This window comes from Microbacterium sp. B35-04, assembly GCF_010634885.1.
GTDB lineage: Bacteria > Actinomycetota > Actinomycetes > Actinomycetales > Microbacteriaceae > Microbacterium.
This window is the reverse complement of sequence record NZ_MWLP01000030.1, coordinates 96,741-115,550: the sequence shown is the minus strand read 5'-3', so window position 1 is coordinate 115,550 and position 18,810 is coordinate 96,741. Positions and strand designations below refer to the sequence as shown.

Annotated in this window: 20 protein-coding genes; 10 read left to right on the top strand and 10 right to left on the bottom strand. The window is 70.8% G+C overall.

Translation table 11 applies throughout. From position 1 onward, the window contains the following. Positions 1-25 precede the first annotated feature (25 nt). The 7 genes from B1729_RS08480 to B1729_RS08450 all read left to right on the top strand — a co-directional run bounded on the left by B1729_RS08480 (position 26) and on the right by B1729_RS08450 (position 7,221). Positions 26-1,369 carry an acyltransferase gene (locus B1729_RS08480; protein WP_163631995.1) on the top strand — a complete coding sequence of 448 codons (1,344 nt, stop codon included), beginning with the start codon at positions 26-28 and terminating at the stop codon, positions 1,367-1,369. Between the two features lie 78 nt (positions 1,370-1,447). Next, positions 1,448-2,110, top strand: coding sequence for a biotin transporter BioY (locus tag B1729_RS08475; protein WP_163631992.1), 663 nt, complete (start codon positions 1,448-1,450; stop codon positions 2,108-2,110). A gap of 176 nt (positions 2,111-2,286) precedes the next feature. Continuing rightward, the gene (locus B1729_RS08470) at positions 2,287-3,315 is read left to right on the top strand and encodes an iron-siderophore ABC transporter substrate-binding protein (protein WP_163631989.1); all 1,029 of its coding nucleotides are present in this window, start codon (positions 2,287-2,289) and stop codon (positions 3,313-3,315) included. Between the two features lie 20 nt (positions 3,316-3,335). Beyond that, complete coding sequence (locus B1729_RS08465) at positions 3,336-4,382, top strand: iron ABC transporter permease (protein WP_163631986.1); 1,047 nt, start codon at positions 3,336-3,338, stop codon at positions 4,380-4,382. 50 nt (positions 4,383-4,432) lie between these two features. Beyond that, on the top strand, positions 4,433-5,458 hold the full coding sequence (locus B1729_RS08460; protein ID WP_239526111.1) for an iron chelate uptake ABC transporter family permease subunit: 1,026 nt from the start codon (positions 4,433-4,435) through the stop codon (positions 5,456-5,458). Continuing rightward, on the top strand, positions 5,455-6,297 hold the full coding sequence (locus B1729_RS08455; RefSeq protein WP_163619482.1) for an ABC transporter ATP-binding protein: 843 nt from the start codon (positions 5,455-5,457) through the stop codon (positions 6,295-6,297). The genes B1729_RS08460 and B1729_RS08455 overlap by 4 nt, the downstream gene beginning before the upstream one ends. Before the next feature lie 12 nt (positions 6,298-6,309). Next, positions 6,310-7,221: a siderophore-interacting protein gene (locus B1729_RS08450; protein WP_163619480.1), complete on the top strand. Its 912-nt coding sequence runs from the start codon at positions 6,310-6,312 to the stop codon at positions 7,219-7,221. Between the two features lie 15 nt (positions 7,222-7,236). On the opposite strand, the gene B1729_RS08445 is transcribed toward B1729_RS08450, so the two are convergent. From B1729_RS08445 to B1729_RS08435, 3 genes are all read right to left on the bottom strand, one after another. Then, positions 7,237-8,607 (bottom strand): MFS transporter, encoded by a 1,371-nt coding sequence (locus B1729_RS08445; RefSeq protein ID WP_163631983.1) that lies wholly within the window; start codon positions 8,605-8,607, stop codon positions 7,237-7,239. Next, a complete protein-coding gene (locus tag B1729_RS08440; RefSeq protein ID WP_163631981.1) occupies positions 8,604-9,764 on the bottom strand; it encodes an aminotransferase class I/II-fold pyridoxal phosphate-dependent enzyme in 1,161 nt (386 codons plus the stop codon). Before B1729_RS08440 ends, B1729_RS08445 begins: the two co-directional genes overlap by 4 nt. Before the next feature lie 95 nt (positions 9,765-9,859). Continuing rightward, the gene (locus tag B1729_RS08435) at positions 9,860-10,204 is read right to left on the bottom strand and encodes a MerR family transcriptional regulator (protein WP_163619474.1); all 345 of its coding nucleotides are present in this window, start codon (positions 10,202-10,204) and stop codon (positions 9,860-9,862) included. A gap of 66 nt (positions 10,205-10,270) precedes the next feature. Here B1729_RS08435 and B1729_RS08430 point away from each other — a divergent pair, with 66 nt between their 5' ends. After that, on the top strand, positions 10,271-11,221 hold the full coding sequence (locus B1729_RS08430; protein ID WP_163631978.1) for an SDR family NAD(P)-dependent oxidoreductase: 951 nt from the start codon (positions 10,271-10,273) through the stop codon (positions 11,219-11,221). A 13-nt stretch (positions 11,222-11,234) separates the two neighbouring features. Here B1729_RS08430 and B1729_RS08425 read toward each other — a convergent pair whose 3' ends face one another. The 5 genes from B1729_RS08425 to sufB are packed head-to-tail and all read right to left on the bottom strand — an operon-like array spanning position 11,235 to position 15,316. Next, the gene (locus B1729_RS08425; protein ID WP_163619470.1) at positions 11,235-11,564 is read right to left on the bottom strand and encodes a metal-sulfur cluster assembly factor; all 330 of its coding nucleotides are present in this window, start codon (positions 11,562-11,564) and stop codon (positions 11,235-11,237) included. Between the two features lie 9 nt (positions 11,565-11,573). Further along, positions 11,574-12,368, bottom strand: coding sequence for a Fe-S cluster assembly ATPase SufC (sufC, locus tag B1729_RS08420; protein ID WP_163619468.1), 795 nt, complete (start codon positions 12,366-12,368; stop codon positions 11,574-11,576). A 15-nt stretch (positions 12,369-12,383) separates the two neighbouring features. After that, on the bottom strand, positions 12,384-12,713 hold the full coding sequence (locus B1729_RS08415; protein ID WP_163619466.1) for a non-heme iron oxygenase ferredoxin subunit: 330 nt from the start codon (positions 12,711-12,713) through the stop codon (positions 12,384-12,386). Continuing rightward, positions 12,710-13,897, bottom strand: a complete 1,188-nt coding sequence (gene sufD / locus B1729_RS08410; RefSeq protein WP_163619465.1) for a Fe-S cluster assembly protein SufD — start codon at positions 13,895-13,897, stop codon at positions 12,710-12,712. Before sufD ends, B1729_RS08415 begins: the two co-directional genes overlap by 4 nt. Continuing rightward, positions 13,898-15,316 carry a Fe-S cluster assembly protein SufB gene (gene sufB / locus B1729_RS08405; RefSeq protein ID WP_163619536.1) on the bottom strand — a complete coding sequence of 473 codons (1,419 nt, stop codon included), beginning with the start codon at positions 15,314-15,316 and terminating at the stop codon, positions 13,898-13,900. It lies immediately after the preceding gene. A gap of 258 nt (positions 15,317-15,574) precedes the next feature. Here sufB and B1729_RS08400 point away from each other — a divergent pair, with 258 nt between their 5' ends. Both B1729_RS08400 and B1729_RS08395 read left to right on the top strand, forming a co-directional pair. Further along, a complete protein-coding gene (locus tag B1729_RS08400; protein WP_163631975.1) occupies positions 15,575-16,531 on the top strand; it encodes a COX15/CtaA family protein in 957 nt (318 codons plus the stop codon). Positions 16,532-16,625: 94 nt separating this feature from the next. Continuing rightward, positions 16,626-17,060 carry a dinucleotide-utilizing enzyme gene (locus B1729_RS08395; protein ID WP_163619461.1) on the top strand — a complete coding sequence of 145 codons (435 nt, stop codon included), beginning with the start codon at positions 16,626-16,628 and terminating at the stop codon, positions 17,058-17,060. 71 nt (positions 17,061-17,131) lie between these two features. On the opposite strand, the gene B1729_RS08390 is transcribed toward B1729_RS08395, so the two are convergent. Beyond that, positions 17,132-18,337: a DUF6596 domain-containing protein gene (locus B1729_RS08390; protein ID WP_239539555.1), complete on the bottom strand. Its 1,206-nt coding sequence runs from the start codon at positions 18,335-18,337 to the stop codon at positions 17,132-17,134. A gap of 93 nt (positions 18,338-18,430) precedes the next feature. Further along, positions 18,431-18,802, bottom strand: a complete 372-nt coding sequence (locus B1729_RS08385; protein ID WP_239539553.1) for a YciI family protein — start codon at positions 18,800-18,802, stop codon at positions 18,431-18,433. Positions 18,803-18,810 lie beyond the last annotated feature (8 nt).

Here is an 18,810-nt window from a genome sequence, read left to right as displayed (position 1 = left end):
CGGGACGCACCCCCGAGGAGGCCTCATGACCATCGTCCGCCCCACCGCCGCCGCGGTCACCCCGACCATCCCGGCGGGCAGAGACCGCGCCGTCGATCTGGTCCGCGCCCTGTGCATCAGCGCGGTGGTGGTGCTGCACGCGATGATGGTCGGCGTCACTGTGACCGATGCCGGCCCGTCGTTCGTCAACGCCAGCGACGGCACCGCGTGGGTCGTGCCGCTCAGCTGGGCGCTGCAGGTCATGCCGCTGTTCTTCGTGATCGGCGGATTCTCGGGTGCCACCGCCTTCCGCCGGGCCCGCACGCGCGGCGTCGACGGCGTCGGCTTCGTCGCCGGCCGCATCCACCGTCTGCTCCTTCCGGCGCTCGTCACGATCGGCGCGGCCGGAGCGATGCTGGCACTCCTCGCTGCGGCGGGGGCGCCTTCCGACCTCGTGACGCTGGCCGGCTTCCGGTTCGCGCAGCCGCTGTGGTTCCTCGGCGTCTTCCTGATCTGCCAGGCGCTGCTCCCCGCTTTGCTGCGCCTCCACGAGAATGCGCCGCTGCGCAGCATCGCGGCGCTCGCCGCCGCGGCCGCCGCCGTCGATGTCGCTCGCATCACGACGGGAGTCGAGGCGCTCGGCTTCCTCAACCTCGCGTTCGTGTGGCTGGCGATGCAGCAGCTCGGGTTCTTCCTCGCCGATGGTCGGATCGACGGCCTGTCGCGCCGCGCACGCGTGCTCTGGCTCGCCGGAGCGGTGGCGGCTCTCGTGCTCTCGTTCACCAGCGGCATCCACTCCCCCGATCTGGTCGCCAACACCAACCCGCCCACGACGGCGCTGCTGCTGGTCGGTGTCGCGCACACGACCCTGCTGTCGCTGTTCCGCCGCCCGCTGGGTCGGCTCGCCGCGCGGCGCCTGCCGTCCGCGCTGACCGAGTTCGTAACCCCCCGCGCGATGACGGTGTACCTCTGGCACATGCCGGTGCTGCTGTGCCTGGCGGGGCTGAGCGCCGCGGGCGCGATGATGACCGGGATGCCGCTGCCCGCTCTGGACAGTCCTTCGTGGTGGCTCACCCGGCCGCTGTGGCTGGCGGTGGCGCTCGTCGTCACCGCTCTCGTCGCGCGGCGGCTCGCTCCGATCGAGGCGCTGCCGGCACCGGCGCCCGCGCGTGCCGCCTGGCGGGTGGGGATGGCCGCCGTCGCGGGCACGGCGGCGGTCGCGATGCTGCTGGTCGCAGGCACCTCCGTCGTCACCGCCGCGATCGCTGTCGCGCTGCTGGGCGTGGCCCTGGGGACTGCCCGCGGGCCGGTGGTGGGCGTGCCCCGCGTCGCACTGCATGATCGGTCACACGGCGTCCCGCGCCTCGACGGCGCGTCACCGCTGTCGTAGAACGCGGACAGCGGATCGCCCGATCATTGGTGGACGGCGTCCAAGTACCCCTCTCCGACGCCCCCTAGGCTGAGTGCCATGTCATCCATCGCCGCCGCCCCGACCCCCTCCGCCCCCCTGAATCCCGCGGGGACCCGTCGCGTGCTCGCCGACGTCATCGCCCGCCCCTCCTCGCGCGTTCGCGCGTTCGCCCTCGACGCCGGTCTCGTGATCGCCGGCGCGACCATCGTGGCCCTCCTCGCCCAGGTGGAGATCCCGCTCTGGCCGGTCCCCATCACGGGTCAGACGCTTGGCGTGATCGTCGTCGGCGCCGCCCTCGGCGCCTGGCGCGGAGCGGCGGCGCTCACCACCTACATGCTCGTCGGCCTCGCGGGACTCCCGGTCTTCGCCGGCTTCACGGGCACCCTCGCCGCGGTGGGCAAGCCGAGCTTCGGCTTCGTGATCGGCTTCATCTTCTCGGCGTTCGTCGCCGGCTGGTTCGCCGAGCGGGCATGGGATCGCCGCCCTGGGCTCGCGTTCCTCGGCTTCGCCGCCGCCAGCGCCGTGCCGTTCCTCTTCGGCATCCCGTACATGGCGTTCATCCTGAACGTCGTGATGGGCCTCGACTACTCGTTCTCCGCTCTGCTGGGGGCCGGCCTGCTGCCGTTCATCGTGGGCGGACTGGTGAAGGCTGCACTCGCCGCAGCCATCATCCCCGGCGCCTGGGCTCTCGTGCGCAAGGCGGACAAGACCAAGGAGTGAGCGGATGCCGCCTCACGAGGCATCCGTGATCGACAGCCCCGGCCGTATCGGCCGGGGCTGTCGTCTGCGAGCGGTGTGTGTCGGATCGGATTGGCATTCTGGAAAACGGCTGGGTAAGGTTGGCCTTACTGCGCCCGAATAAGGGCATCCTTACCTAAAATCTTCCGGAGGATTCCGTGCGCCTTAACCGCCCCGTCGCTGCCACCGCGATGCTCGCCATCGCCGCGCTCACCCTTGTCGGGTGCGCCGGTGCGGCCGCCGACGACGACGCCACCACGACGGGATCCTCGTCGGGCGATGGCTTCCCCGTCACGATCGAGCACGCCCTCGGCGAGACCGTGATCGAGGCGAAGCCCGAGCGCGTCGCGACGGTGGCGTGGTCGAACCAGGAGGTGCCCCTCGCGCTCGGCATCGTCCCCGTCGGCATGGCAGAGGTGACGTGGGGCGACGACGATGCCGACGGCGTGCTGCCGTGGGTCGAGGACAAGCTCGAGGAGCTCGACGCCGAGACGCCGGTGCTCTTCGACGAGACCGACGGCATCGACTTCGAGGCCGTCGCCGACACGCAGCCCGACGTCATCCTCGCCTCCAACTCCGGCCTCACGCAGGAGGAGTACGACACCCTCTCGAAGATCGCGCCGGTCGTGGCCTACCCCGGCGCCGCGTGGGGCACGTCGTATGAGGACATGATCCGCCTGAACTCGCAGGCGCTGGGCCTGGCGGAGGAAGGCGACGCCCTCATCGAGGAACTGCACGGCGAGGTCGACGCCGCGCTGGCGAACTACCCGGAGCTGGCGGAGTCGCGCGTGCTCTTCTCGTACATCGACCCGTCGGACTTCAGCCAGGTCGGCTTCTACACGAGCACCGACACGCGCCCCGGCTTCCTCGAGAGCCTCGGGTTCCCGGTGCCGACCGTGGTGGGCGAGGAATCGGACGGCGTGGCCTTCTACACGACGGTGAGTGCCGAGCAGGCCGACCGCTTCGCCGACGTCGACGTCTTCGTCACCTACGGCGATGCAAGCGGATCGATCATCCCGCAGCTCCAGGCCGACCCGCTGCTCTCGCAGATCCCCGCCATCGCCGAGGGCCGCATCGCGATCCTCGAGGAGTCGACCCCGCTCGCGGCCTCGGCCAACCCGTCGCCGCTCTCGATCGGCTGGGGCGTCGACGAGTACTTCGCGCTGCTCGCCGGCGCGCTCGGCTGATCCACCCCGGAGTCTGATCGGTGGCCGTCATCGAGACCTCCGCGCCGGCGCCGGATGCCGCAGCCCTGCGGCGTCCGGCGGCGGTGCGGCTGGCGTGGCTCGCGGTGTGCCTGGTGGTGCTCGCGGCGCTGTGCGTCGCCTCGGTGGCATTCGGCGTCCGCGATGTCGGACTGGGCGACATCATCGCCGGTCTCGCCGGCGACACGAGCGGCGTCGCCCAGGCCGCGGTGGTGGCACGGCTGCCGCGTACGGTGCTCGCCATCGCCGTGGGCGCGGCACTCGCGATGTCTGGCGCCGCCATGCAGGCCGTCACCCGCAATCCGCTCGCCGATCCCGGCATCCTGGGCATCTCGGGCGGGGCGGCGCTGGCCGTGGTCATCGGCATCGCCTTCTTCGGCATGTCCGACCCGTACGCGTTCATCGCCGCATCCATCATCGGCGCGGGCGGCGCCGCGGTCTTCGTGTACACGGTCGGCTCCCTGGGCCGGGGCGGCGCGACGCCGCTCAAGCTGGCGCTGGCCGGCGCGGCGACGTCGGCCGCTTTCATGTCGCTCGTAAGCGCCGTGCTGCTCCCCCGCGTCGATCTGCTCGAGACCTTCCGGTTCTGGCAGATCGGGGGCGTCGGCGGCGCCACCTGGGATCGCATCGCCACCATCCTCCCAGTACTCGTCATCGGCGCCGTCATCACCATCGCATGCGGCCGCGGCATGAACTCCCTCGCGCTCGGCGACGATGTCGCGACGGGCCTCGGCGAGCACGTGATGCGCACGCGCCTGATCGCGGCGGCCGGCGCGGTCATCCTCTGCGGCGCCGCGACCGCCATCGCCGGCCCCATCGCGTTCGTCGGGCTGATCATCCCGCACCTCTGCCGCCTGCTCGTCGGCACCGACCATCGCTGGCTGCTGCCCTTCTCGGCCGTGGCGGGAGCCGCGCTGCTGGCCGCCGCCGACGTCGTCGGCCGCGTCATCGCCCGGCCCGACGAGATCGAGGTCGGCATCCTGACGGCGCTCATCGGCGCTCCGTTCTTCATCTGGATCGTGCGTCGGCAGAAGGTGAGGGAGCTGTGAGCGCTCAGACAGCGAGCACCAGGCCTGCGAGCACACACACCCTCTCCCCCGTGGCGACGCAGGCCGTCATCACCGGCCGTCGGCGCCGTGCGCGGCGACGCACGGCGGTGACGGTCGCGCTCGCCGTGGGCATGGTGCTCGTCTTCGCGGCATCGCTGATGATCGGGAAGACGTTCTACGGCCTCGACGACGTCGTGCGCGTCATCCTCGGAGAGACGGTTCCCGGCGCCTCCTTCACGGTCGGCGAACTGCGCCTGCCCCGGGCGGTGCTGGCGATCCTCGCGGGAGCCGCCTTCGGCATCGCCGGCGTCACCTTCCAGACGATGCTGCGCAACCCGCTCGCGTCGCCCGACATCATCGGCATCACCGCCGGCGCGAGTGCGGCCGCCGTGTTCGGCATCGTCATCCTGTCGCTGAACGACACCGCCGTCTCGATCCTCGCGGTCGCAGGCGGCCTGCTCACAGCCCTGGCGATCTATCTGCTCTCCAACAAGGGCGGCTTCGCCGGCACCCGGCTGATCCTCATCGGCATCGGCGTGGCCGCCATGCTCGACGCCGTCGTGACGTACGTCCTCTCGAAGGCCGCGTCCTACGACCTGCAGGCCGCCATGCGGTGGCTCACCGGCAGCCTCAACGGGGCCACGTGGTCGGCGGTCCTGCCGCTCGCGCTGGCGAGCCTCTTCCTCGTGCCGGCGCTGCTGTCGAGGGGACGCGACCTGAACGTGATGCGCCTCGGCGACGACGCGGCCGCCAGCCTCGGGGTACGCCTGCAGAGCACACGGGTGATCACGATCGTCGCGGCCGTCGCTCTGCTGGCCTTCGCGACCGCCGCCACCGGGCCGATCGCGTTCGTCGCCTTCATGGCGGGTCCGATCGCGGCGCGCATCGTCGGGCCCGGCGGGTCGCTGCTGCTGCCGTCCGCCCTCGTCGGGGCCCTGCTGGTGCAGCTGGCCGATCTTCTGGGCCAGTTCGCGTTCGACAGTCGCTACCCGGTCGGCGTGGTCACCGGCGTGCTCGGCGCGCCCTTCCTCATCTACCTCCTCATCAAGACGAATCGAGCGGGAGGCTCGCTATGACCGCTTCACACAGCCTGTCTGCCGAAGCCCTGACGCTGTCCTACGGCGACCGCACCATCGTCGAGGACCTCGACCTCGCGATCCCGCCCGGGAGCATCACCGCGATCGTCGGAGCGAACGGATGCGGCAAGTCCACGCTGCTGCGCGCGCTCGCCCGTCTGATCTCGCCGCGCGCGGGTCAGGTCGTCCTCGACGGCAAGGCGCTGCACGGCCGCCCCACGAAGGAGATCGCGCGGACGCTCGGCCTGCTGCCGCAGAGCCCGGTGGCGCCCGAGGGCATCGCGGTCGCCGATCTCGTCGGTCGCGGACGCCATCCTCATCAGAAGCTGCTCGCACGGTGGAGCGCCCACGACTACGAAGTGGTCGCGGGGGCCCTCGCCGCCACCGGCATCGAGGATCTCGCCGACCGCTCGGTCGACGAGCTGTCGGGCGGCCAGCGTCAGCGCGCCTGGATCGCGATGGCGCTCGCGCAGGAGACCGACATCCTGCTGCTCGACGAGCCGACCACGTTCCTCGACGTCGCGCACCAGGTGGAGGTGCTCGACCTGCTCACCGACCTCAACCGCGAACGGGGCACCACGATCGTGATGGTGCTGCACGACATGAATCTCGCCGCGCGCTATTCCGACCACCTGTTCGCGCTGCGCGCCGGGCGGATCGTCGCGAACGGCGCGCCCGGTGACGTCATGACGAGCGAGCTCATCCGCGAGGTGTTCGACCTCGACGCCCTCGTCGTGCCCGATCCGGTATCCGGCTCGCCGATCGTCCTTCCCCGCGGCCGCCACCACGTCTCTGCCGCACAGCCCGCGGCATCCTTCGGCGTCACCGCCTCATCCTGACTGGAGTCCCCATTGCCTGAAGCCGATGTGCCCTACCGCTTCTTCCGCGCCCGCGTGACGGCGATCGCCGATGTGACGCCGAGCTTCCGCCGCTTCACCTTCGGCGGCGACGACCTCGGCGACTACGGCGACCCCGGGCTCGATCAGCGCGTCAAGATCGTCTTCCCCACGCGCACTCTCGGCCTCGACGCGATGCCGACGGGCGACGACTGGTACGCGCAGTGGCGCGACCTCCCCGACGACCGGCGCCTGCCGTTCCGCACCTACACGACCCGCTACGTCCGCAACCACCTCAACGAGGTCGATGTCGACATGGTCTCTCACGACGTGATCGGCCCGGCATCCGACTGGATCGCCCGCGCCCGTGTCGACGACGAGGTGCTGATCTTCGCACCGACGGCCGCACACAGCGGCGTGAGCTTCGGCATCGACTTCGTCCCGCCGGCGCGCGTCGACGCCATCCTGCTCGCCGGCGACGAGACGGCCGCACCCGCCATCGCCGCGATCCTCGAGCAGCTCCCGGCCGACGCGCGCGGGGTGGTCGCCGTCGAGCTTCCGCACGCCGACGACGCCGCGTACCTGCCGCAGCACCCCGGCTTCGACTATCGGATCGGGGCGCGCGGGGACGGCGATCGTCACGCCCACCTGGTCGAGTCGGTGACGGATGCCGCAGCCCGGCTGGCACCCGCCGGCACGGGCTCCGAGGTCGAAGAGGTCGACATCGACACCGACATCCTGTGGGAGGTGCCGCGCACGGCCAAGGGCGGAGCCGCCCTCAAGAGCGCGCGGGTGTACGCGTGGCTGGCGGGCGAGGCGGGGGCGATCAAGGCTCTGCGTCGCCACCTCGTGTCCGAGCGCGGCGTGGACCGTCGCGCCGTCGCCTTCATGGGCTACTGGCGCCTCGGCCGCGCCGAGAACACCTGAGCGCGGCACGGATGCTCAGACCCGCGGCGCCGCCTCGTGGGCGTGGCCGAGGCGGAGCCCCGGCACGAGCGCCGCGAGCGCGAGCACCACGGCGATGGCGAAGACGGCCGGGAATCCGGCATCCGTCCCCACCAGTGCGGTGAAGACGAGCCCCATGACCGCGATCGACGACGCGGAGCCGACGGCGTCCGAGATCGACAGCGCCGACGAGTTGAAGCCCTGGTTCTTCGGCGTGGAGTAGGCGAGGGTCAGCACGGTCAGCCGCGGGTACATCAGACCCATGCCGCCGCCGGCGAGCCCCCATCCCGCGATCAGCACGGCCGGATGCAGCCCCAGCAGCGCCGTGGTCGCGGCGACCACCAGCGAGGCCACGAGCAGCGCGATGCCGATCAGCGTGATGCGGGTGTTGCCGATGCGGTCGCCGAACCTGCCCTGCACGTCTGCGGCGGCGGCCCAGGCCAACGCCGCGGCGGTGAGGCCGAGCCCGGCCCACGTCGGTGAGAACGCGTACTCGTCGATGAGCAGGTACGGCACGTAGATCTCGGCGCCGAACAGCGCGCCGGCGATCAGCCCACGCATCAGCACGACACTCGGCAGGCCGCGCGCGGCGATGAGCGTGCCGCGGGGCAGCAACGGCCGCGAAGCCAGCCCGATGACGACGACGGATGCCGCCACCGCCGCCCAGGCCCACGCTCCCAGTTCGCCCGCGAGGCTGAGACCCAAGGCTCCGACGGCGACCGCCACCGCGCACGCCAGCCGCGGCGCCACGCGCGAGGTCGCGGGCTCATCGGTATGGAGCGGGAGACCGTGAAGGCGCGCCACCACCATCGCGAACGCGACGACGGTCAGCGCGGCGACACCGAGGAAGACCCACCTCCAATGCAGAAACTCCGCGACGGCTCCCGCCAGGAACGGGCCGATGAGCGAAGGCACCACCCAGGCGGCCGAGAAAGCGGCGAAGACGCGGCCGTGCAAGGCGCTCGGGTACACGCGGGCGACCACCACGTACAGCGCCACCGTCTGTCCTCCGGTGCCGAGCCCCTGCACCAGGCGCCCCACGACGAGCGTCGGCATCGAGAGGGCGAGACCCGAGATGAGCAGCCCGGCCACGAACAGCGCCACCGCGGTGCTCAGCGGTGCCAGCACGCCGCCGCGATCGCACCACGCGCCGACGGCGACCATGCCGATGACGCTCGTGGCGAGCGTTCCCGCGAAGGCCACGGCGTAGAGGCGCTCTCCATCGAGGTCGGCGCTCACCACCGGCATCACGGTGGTCACCGCGAGCGACTGGATGGCCGCGAGGAAGATGAGGGCGACGGCGCCGACCGTCACCCAGACGAACCGGCCCAGCCAGATGCCGGTTGCGGGCTGGGACGCGGTGGTCACGATCGCGCCAGGGCGCCGATGCGCTCCACCGCCTCGCGGAGCAGCTCGGGCGCGCAGCCGAAGTTGATGCGGACGTGCCCCGTGCCCTCGGTGCCGAAGAGAGGCCCGTGGTGCAGCGCCACCTTGGCGTCGCGCAGCACCTTCACCGCCGGGTTGTCGCTCCAGCCGTACGCCGACAGGTCGACCCACGCCAGGAAGCCGGCGTCGGGTGGCAGGTACCGTGCGAGCGGCAGGTGCTCGGCGAGGAGCTCGGCGAGGAGCAGGCGGTTGTGATCGAGGGCGGCCAGCAGGCTCTCCAGCCATTCGTCGCTTTCGGGCGAGTAGGCCGCGACGTTCGAGAGCGCGCCGAACAGGCCGGTGCGCCACTCCACCTCCCACGGCAGGGAGCGCAGCGCCGCGCGCTGGGGGTCGCCGCCGGCGACCATCACCGCGCACTTCAGCCCGGCGAGATTGAACGTCTTGCTCGCGCTGGTCACCGCGTAGCCGACCCGCCGCGCCGCCTCCGAGGCGTTGAGGAACGGCGTGAAGGCCGTCGGCGCATGGGTCAGCGGTCCGTGGATCTCGTCGCTGATCACCGTCGCACCGAACCCCTCGGCGATATCCGCGAGCGCCGCCAGGCTCTCGGGCGTGTGCACGGTGCCCGTCGGGTTGTGCGGGTTGCACAGCAGCACGGCGCGCGCGCCACCCGCGAGGGCCGCCTCGACACCGAGGAGGTCGATCTCCCAGCCGACGTCGCTCGCCGCGAGCGGCACGCGCTCGACGACGCCGCCGGCCTCTTCCACGGTGTCGTAGAACGGCGGGTACACGGGAGGCATGACCACGACCCGGTCACCGGGCTCGATGACCTTGCGGAGGATCTCGACGACGCCCATCATGACGTCGCCGGTCCAGAACACGTGGGACGGATCGACCGTCCACCCCCAGCGACGCTCGGCGAACCCGGCGAAGGCCTCGCGGACGCCGGGGTCGGGCGGCGTGTAGCCGGTGTCGCCGAGCTGCACCGCTCGCGTCAGTACCCGTGTGATCTCGGGAGCCAGCGCGTAGTCCGTCTCGGCCACGAAGAACGGCAGCACGTCCTCCCCGTACTTCCGCCACTTCGTGCTCGTGCGCTGGCGCAGTTCATCGAGGGGCAGTGCTTGCAGGGGGGTGACGCTCACCATCCGACCCTATCGAGCCGTGGTGACGTGGCGCCGCCCGCGTGTCACCGTGCGAAACGACGGTGCCGATGGTCCCGGTACGAGCGGGGCCGTCGTCAGGCGTTGGCGAGGAGATACGAGGTGAGCGACTTCTCGATCGTCGTGAGCCGCTCGGCGCGCGTGCGGACATCGGCGCGCAGCGCCTCGATCTGCTCGAGCAGTGCCGGGCATGCCGCTTCCGAGCGTTCTCCGACGGTACAGGGCAGCACACCCGCGATCAGCGCGGTCGGAAGACCGATGTCGAGGAGGGAGCGAATGGTGTCCACCATCGCGACCGAGTTCTCGGGGTACACGCGGTAGCCGTTGGGCAATCGGTCCGACGTCAGCAGCCCTTGCTGTTCGTAGTAACGCAGCGACCGGACGCTCGCTCCGGTCCGACTGCTCAGCTCTCCGATCTGCACGACCCCTCCTCGTATCCTGATGCCCGGCTTGACCCTGACGCTGATGTCAGACTCTAGCCTGCCGACATGACGACGACATCACGCCCCGCATCGCCCTCGCGCACCCGCCTCACCGCCCCGCTCAGCCAGCCGGATCTGAGCGGCCGTCGAGCCGTCGTCACCGGCGGCACGAGCGGCCTCGGCCTCGTCACGACGCGCGCCTTCGCCGCCTGGGGTGCCACGGTGGTCGTCGGAGCGCGCGATGTCGAGCGCGCCGCTGAGGTGCGCCGGCGTCTCCTCAACGACCTCGGGCTCTCCGATGACCGGGTGACGATCGCACGCCTGGATCTGTTCGACCTCGATTCCGTCGATGGGTTCGGACGCGTCGCCGGCGCCGCAGCGGTGGATCTGCTCGTGCTGAACGCCGCGAGCAGCAGCGTGCCTTTCCGCACCAGCCGCGAAGGCGTCGAGAGCCAGTTCGCCACCAACCACCTCGGTCACTTCGCCCTCACCGGTCAGCTGCTCGATCAGCTCGAAGCGGGCCAGGATCCGCGCGTCGTGACGGTCTCCTCGGCGCTCTACACGCGAGGTGCGCTCGACCTCGACCGGCTGGGGGACGCCGCGGGATACTCGCCCGGGCGCGGATACATCCGCGCGAAGCTCGCGAACACGATGTTCGCGGCGGAGTTCGAGCGCCGGCTCCGCCGGGCGGAGAGCAGCATCCGCAGCTTCGCCGCCCACCCCGGCATGGCGAGGACGCCGCTGCACGGGACGTACCCGTCAGCGACGACCCGCGCCGTCACCGCGCTGCTGGCCCGTGCAATCGGCCGTGAGCCGGAACCTGCCGATGCAGCCATCCTCGCCGCCGCCACGGCCGCGAACGTGACGCCTGACCTGTTCTGGGGCCCGGTCGGTTCGAGGACCCGGCCTGACGTCGCGGGCGTGCCGTTCGCCCCGGTGGCCACCGACGCGCGTGCAGCCGTCGCGCTGTGGAACGCGTCCATGGCGCTGACCGGGCGGCGCTACCTCGAGGAGTAGATGTCGCTGTGCGTCAGATCGCGAAGCCGAGCGCGCGCATCATGTCGCGCCCGTCGTCGGTGATGCGCTCCGGGCCCCACGGCGGCATCCACACCCAGTTGATGCGGAACCGTTCGACGACGTCGTCCAGCGCCTGCGCGGTCTGCTCCTCGAGCACGTCGGTGAGCGGGCAGCCGGCCGACGTGAGGGTCATGTGGATGACCAGCGCGTCGTTCTCGTCGTCCCAGGCGAGGTCGTAGATGAGGCCGAGGTCGACGACGTTGATCCCGAGCTCCGGGTCCATGACGTCCTTGAGAGCCTCGGTCACCTCGTCGTACTTCTCGGAAGTGAGGGTCGCCGTCATAGGTCGATCCTACGCTTCGCCGGCGACGGGGGCCCCGGCCGGCTCTTCTTCGCCCGCGGGCAGGAAGCGGTCGTAGCCCTCGTCCTCGAGGCGGTCGGCCAGCTCGGGGCCGCCCTCCTCGACGATGCGCCCCTGCACCATGACGTGCACGAAGTCGGGGTGGATGTAGCGCAGGATGCGGGTGTAGTGCGTGATGAGCAGCACCCCGAGGTCGTTGTCGGCCTTGGCGCGGTTCACGCCCTCCGACACGATCTTCAGCGCGTCGACGTCGAGACCCGAGTCGGTCTCGTCGAGCACGGCGATCTGCGGACGCAGCAGCTCGAGCTGGAGGATCTCGTGGCGCTTCTTCTCGCCGCCCGAGAAGCCCTCGTTGACGTTGCGCTGAGCGAACTTGGGGTCCATGCGCAGGTTCTTCATGGACGCCTTGACGTCCTTGGTCCACGTGCGGATCGAGGGCGCCTCGCCGTCGATCGCGGTCTTCGCGGTGCGAAGGAAGTTCGTGACGGTGACGCCCGGGATCTCGACCGGGTACTGCATCGCCAGGAACAGGCCGGCACGCGCACGCTCGTCCACGGACATCGCCAGGACGTCCTCGCCGTCGAGCGTGATCGTGCCGCTCGTGACGGTGTACTTGGGGTGACCGGCGATCGTGTAGGCGAGCGTCGACTTGCCGGAGCCGTTGGGGCCCATGATCGCGTGGGTCTCACCCGTGCGGATCGTGAGCGACAGACCGTTGAGGATCGGCGTGGTGCCGGCATCCGTCTCGACCGTCACATGGAGGTCGCGGATCTCGAGAACAGACATTCTTCAGTACCTTCTTCAGTTCACTTCGAGCGTGACGGTCGCGTCGACGAGCACGTCATCGCCGTCGACGGTGACCGCGAACACGGGGACCGGCTCGTACGCGGGGAGATTGAGGGGCTTGCCGGTGCGCAGCGAGAACGCCGAGCCGTGGGCCCAGCATTCGAGCGACTCGCCGTCGACGAAGCCCTCCGACAGCGAGATGTCGCCGTGGGTGCAGACGTCGCCGATGGCGTGCACCTCGCCGCTGGAGTCCAGCACGAGGGCGATCGCGACGCCGTCCACCTCGACCCGGCGGGCCTCGTCCTGGACGAGGTCGCTGAGGGCGCACACGCGCTGCGCGGTCATCGGCCGGCCTCCTTGGCGAGTTCTTCCTCGATCGCGGCGAACAGCTCCGCCTCGAGGTCTGCGACACCGATCTTCTGCACGATCTCGGCGAGGAAGCCGAGCACGACGAGGCGTCGTGCCTCGTCCTCGGCGATGCCGCGCGCCTGCAGGTAGAACAGCTGCTCGTCGTCGAAGCGCCCGGTGGCGCTCGCGTGGCCTGCGCCGCGGATGTCGCCGGTCTCGATCTCGAGGTTCGGGATCGACTCGGCACGCGCGCCTTCGGTCAGGACGAGGTTGCGGTTGGCCTCGTACGAGTCGGTGCCCACGGCATCCGATCCGATGAGGACGTCGCCGATCCACACGGTGCGCGCCGCCGCGCCCTGCAGCGCGCTCTTGTAGAGCACGTCGCCGGAGGTCTCGGCGCCCTTGTGGTGCAGGTACACCTGGCTCTCGAGGTGCTGACCCGAGTCGGCGTAGCTGAGGCCGTAGAGCTCGGCGCGCGAGCCGGTGCCGGCGAGCTCCACCGTCGGGTTGACGCGCACGACACCGCCGCCGAAGCTGACGACGACATGACGAAGGGTCGCGTCGCGCTCGACGCGGGCCTGGTGCGACGCCACGTGCACGGCGTCGTCGTCCCACCGCTGCACGGTCACGAGCTCGAGGTGTGCGCCCTCGCGCACGATGATCTCGACGTTCTGCGCGTGGTGGGCGGTGCCGCTGTGGCGGAAGACCACGGTGGCGTGCGAGTTCGCCTGCGCCTCGACGACGACGTGCGCGTGCGCCAGGCCACCGGTGCCGGTCAGCGACACCACGATCGGCTCGGTGTACTCGGCGCCGGCGGGGATGCGCAGCAGCGGCGCCTCGGTCTCCTGCCTCCAGGCGATCGCGCTCGGCAGGTCCTCGGGACGGAAGACCTCGCCGCGGGGCGCGGTGCCGACCGTCAGGCGCTCCTGCACCAGACCGGCCGGGGCGTCCACCTCGACCTGGATGATGCCGTGGGGCCCGGCCTCGTCCGCGAACAGCGGCTGGACCTTGGCGATCGGCGTGTGCTTCCAGTTGACCTCGCGGCCGGTGGGCACCTCGAAGTCCGCGGGGTCGAACGACCAGGGACGCTCGGAGCGGGTCTGAACCGGCACGAACGCGCCGGCACCGTCGGTGTGGCCCTTCGCGCCGGGAATGGTGGGGGCCTCAGTGGTGGGGCTCATCTAGCCGACGGATCCTTCCATGCCCATCTCGATGAGCTTGTTGAGTTCGAGCGCGTACTCCATGGGCAGCTCACGCGCGATCGGCTCGATGAAGCCGCGCACGATCATGGCCATGGCTTCGTCCTCGGGCATGCCGCGGCTCATCAGGTAGAAGAGCTGCTCCTCGCTGACCTTCGAGACCGTGGCCTCGTGGCCGAGCTGCACGTCGTCCACCCGGATGTCGATCGCGGGGTACGTGTCGGAGCGCGAGATGGTGTCGACCAGCAGGGCGTCGCAGCGGACCGTGTTGGCGGAGTGGTGCGCGTTGGCGTCCACACGGACCTCGCCGCGGTAGCCGGCGCGGCCACCACCGCGGGCGATCGACTTCGAGACGATCGATGACTGCGTGTAGGGCGCCATGTGGATCATCTTCGCGCCGGCGTCCTGGTGCTGTCCCGGGCCTGCGAAGGCGACCGAGAGGGTCTCGCCCTTGGCGTGCTCGCCGACCAGGAAGATCGACGGGTACTTCATCGTGACCTTGGACCCGATGTTGCCGTCGATCCACTCCATCGTCGCGCCCTCGTGGGCGATGGCGCGCTTGGTGACGAGGTTGTAGACGTTGTTCGACCAGTTCTGGATCGTCGTGTACCGAACGCGGGCGTTCTTCTTCACGATGATCTCGACGACGGCCGAGTGCAGGGAGTCGCTCTTGTAGATCGGGGCGGTGCAGCCCTCGATGTAGTGCACGTACGAGCCCTCGTCGGCGATGATGAGCGTCCGCTCGAACTGGCCCATGTTCTCGGTGTTGATGCGGAAGTACGCCTGCAGCGGGATCTCGACGTGCACGCCCGGCGGCACGTACACGAACGAGCCGCCCGACCACACCGCGGTGTTGAGAGCGGCGAACTTGTTGTCACCGGCCGGGATGACGGTGCCGAAGTACTCCTCGAAGAACTCGGGGTGCTCGCGCAGCGCGGTGTCGGTGTCCATGAAGATGACGCCCTGCGCCTCGAGATCCTCGCGGATCTGGTGGTACACGACCTCGGACTCGTACTGGGCGGCGACGCCGGCCACCAGGCGCTGACGCTCGGCCTCCGGGATGCCGAGCTTCTCGTACGTGTTGCGGATGTCCTCGGGGAGGTCCTCCCACGACTGCGCCTGCTTCTCGGTGGAGCGCACGAAGTACTTGATGTTGTCGAAGTCGATGTCGCTGAGGTCTGCACCCCACGTCGGCATCGGCTTGCGGCCGAACAGCTGGTAGCCCTTCAGCCGGGTCTTCAGCATCCATTCGGGCTCGTTCTTGAGCGCCGAGATGCCACGCACCACGCTCTCGTCGATGCCGCGCTTCGCCACGGCACCCGCGGCGTCGGCATCATGCCACCCGAACTCGTAGACACCCAGGCTGTCCAGCTCCGGGCGGTCGATCAGCACATCAGACATCGTCACGTTCTCCTCCGGGTCCTAGCGGTGTGATCCGCCCCGGCATCCGTGTTCTCCGGTGGAGATACCGGAGGGGGGATGCCGCTTCTCGGGCCCTCTCAAGCGGCGCCGATCATCGCGCCTAGACTGTCAGTGGTGCGCGGCGCCTTGAACTGCACCGCCACCGACCCCTCGATTCTACAGGTTCCACCCCGACGCGGACGCGCCCCGTGCGTCTCGCACGGCATCCGGAGCCTCTGCCAGGAGGCGACCACCCGCATGTCCGCGCATCAGTCCACGACGACCGCCCCCGGAATCGGGCAGCGCATCTGGCGCTGGCTGCCGGATCGGGTCGACCGGCGCGTGATCGCGGCCGCATGGGCCACGCTCGTGGTGCAGATCGGCATCGTCGGCACCGGCGGGCTCGTCCGCCTCACCGGCTCGGGACTGGGCTGCGAGACCTGGCCCCGCTGCACCGAGGACTCTTTCGTCCCCGTCCCCGAAGTCTCGGGGGTGCACGGCTTCATCGAGTTCGGCAACCGCCTGCTGACCTTCGTGCTGGTCGCGGTCGCGATCATCATGTTCCTGTTCGTCGTGCGGATGCGACGTGAGCGCCGCGACCTCTTCTGGCTCTCGCTGCTGATCGGCCTCTACGTGCCGCTGCAGGCGGTCATCGGCGGCATCACGGTGCTGACGAACCTCAACCCCTACGTGGTGGGCCTGCACTATTTCGCCTCGGTGCTGCTTGTTGCGCTGGCGACCGTGCTCGTCGTGCGCGTGTACGCCGAGCCCGGTCCGCGCGTCCTCGCCGTGCCCCGCTGGTACGCGGTGGTGACGCACATCACGACGGCCCTCGTGCTCCTCACGGTCATGGTCGGCATCCTCGTGACAGGCTCCGGCCCGCACGCGGGCGACGGCGGCGCCGCGCGCAACGGGCTCAACCCCGAGCTGATGCAGCACATCCACGCGTGGCCGGGGTACATCACCTTCGCGCTCACGCTGGTGCTCGTGGCCGGCTCGTGGCGCACTCCCCCGGCGCTGCGCCTGCGCCTGTGGACGCTGCTCCTCCTCGCGATCGAGCTCGTGCAGATCGTCGTCGGGCTCTGGCAGGCGCGCACGGGTCTGCCGATCGTGCTGGTGAACATCCACATGGTGCTCGCCGTCGGACTCGTCGCGGCGATGACCGCCGTGGTCATGCATCTGAAGGCGCCGGCAGCCGCGGCCGTCCACAGCTGATCCATAGCAACCCGATTGGCGCCGCACGGACTCATTTGCCAGGGTGGGATGCCGCGGCCACCACGGGTCGCGTATCCCGAGGAGTGATCGACACATGTCCACCCGCCCCCCTCTCATCCGCAGCATCCCGTTCTGGGGCCTCGTCGTCGTCTCCCTGGCGACCGTCGCCGGCGGCTGGTTCATCACGACCGACAAGATCGCGTCGATGACGTCGACGCTGACCGACGGCACCGCGACCGGTGTCGACGTGTACGTCGGCCAGTCGATGGCCCAGCTCGGCGGCATCCTCATCGGTGCCGGCATCGTCGGCATCCTCCTCTCGCTCGGTATCGCCGCCCTCTCGACGCTGCGCCCGCACGCGCCGGTCGAGGTCGTCGAGCCCATCGACTGGGACGCCGAGGCCGACACCACCGCGGGCGTCACCACCGACGCCGCACCCCAGAGCGCCAAGCCGGCTGCAGCCGACGCCGAGCCCGCCGTCGCGGCGGAGCCCGCCGCAGAGGTCGACGCACCCGTCGCCTCGCGCTGACACCACCTCGAAGCCGCAGGGAGTCTCGTACTCCCTGCGGCTTCGACGTGTCCGGTCCCGCCGCAGCACCCTCAGACGGACGAGCGTGCCCTCGCCGCCTGCTCCCGCAGGCGCTGCCGCTCCGCCTCGCTCCCCACGAGCAGGGCGGCATCGGCGTAGGCGTCGGCCGCCTCGCCCCAGCGGCCGAGGTCCATGAGAAACGCGGCTCGCGCCGCAGGGAGATACGGATAGTGCGCGAGCGCGGGGTCGTCAGCCACGGCCTCGACCGCGGCGAGCCCGGCCGCCGGCCCGTCGCGCATGCCCACGGCGACCGCGCTGTTGAGCGCGACGACGGGGCTCTGCCAGGCCTGCGCGAGCAGCCGGTAGAGGTCGGCGATCCTCGCCCAGTCGGTGTCGCCCCACGTCGGCGCCTGTGCATGCTCGGCGGCGATCGCCGCCGAGATCGCATAGCGGTCCACCGCTCCCGCCGAGGCCGTCGAGAGCAGGGCGATCCCCTCGTCGATGAGCGCCCGATCCCACCTCGAGCGATCCTGGTCGGCGAGCAGCTCGTCGCGTGTGTCGCGCCGGGCGTCGATCAGGAGCATGAGGGCGAGCAGGCCCGCCACCGAGCGATCAGCGGGCAGCAGTCCGTGCAGCAGGCGGGTGAGCACGATGGCCTCCTCCACCAGGTCCGCGCGCACGACGGCGTCTCCGGACGGTGGCGCGTGCCCGACCGTGAAGACCAGGTAGAGGACGTCGCACACCCTTGCCACCCGCTCCGGCAGCTCCCACGCGTCGGGTACCCGGAACGGGATGCGCGCCGTGGCGATCTTGCGCTTCGCGCGCGTCACGCGTGCCGCCATCGCGGATTCCCCCACGAGGAAGGCCGCCGCGATGTCGCCGGTCGACACGCCGCACACGAGCCGCAGCGTGAGGGCGACCTGCGCCTCCCGCGCCAGGGCGGGGTGACAGCAGGTGAAGATCAGCCGCAGCCGATCATCTGAATGCCATGACGCGCCGTCGTCCGTCGGAGCCTCGCGGACGAGCAGCGGGAGCCGGCGCCGCAGCGCCGCATCCCGCCGCAGCACGTCTCTCGCGCGGTTGGCGGCGACCGTCGTCAGCCAGGCGCCGGGACGATCCGGGATGCCGCGCCCCGGCCACACCTCGACGGCCCTGGCGAACGCCTCCTGCGCGCACTCCTCGGCGAGGTCCAGGTCGCCGGTCAGCCGCGCCGTGGCCGCGACGACCGCCGCCCACTCGGCGCGGTGCGCTTCGGCGAGGGCGGCACGGACCTGCACGGTGGGAACGATCGGGGACGCACCCTGGCCCGCGCGGCCGGGGGCTCCCCCGGGCGCGCCGGCGCTGGATGGAGGAGACGTTGGCACCATCGTTCAGGAGTGATCGACCAGCGGATGCACCTGCACGCCGCCGTGGCCCTCAGTGGTCTCGTGCAGCAGTCCCGCGAGGCCCAGCGCCGCATCCAGGTCGGGCACGTCGACGACATAGAACCCGCCCAGGACCTCCTTCGTCTCCAGGAACGGGCCGTCCGTCATGAGCGGCCGCTCTCCCCCGGCCCGCAGGGTGGTCGCCATGCGGCTCGACTCGAGTTCACCCGAGGCGACGATCGCCGAGCCTCCGCGTTCGCGGAACGCGCCGTGCGCGGCATCCACAGCCCGCTTCTCGTCGTCGCTGCGGGCATCCCACTGCGCCTCGTCGCCGTAGATCAGGATCAGATACTGCGCCATGTCGTCCTCCTTCGTCATCGAGAGGC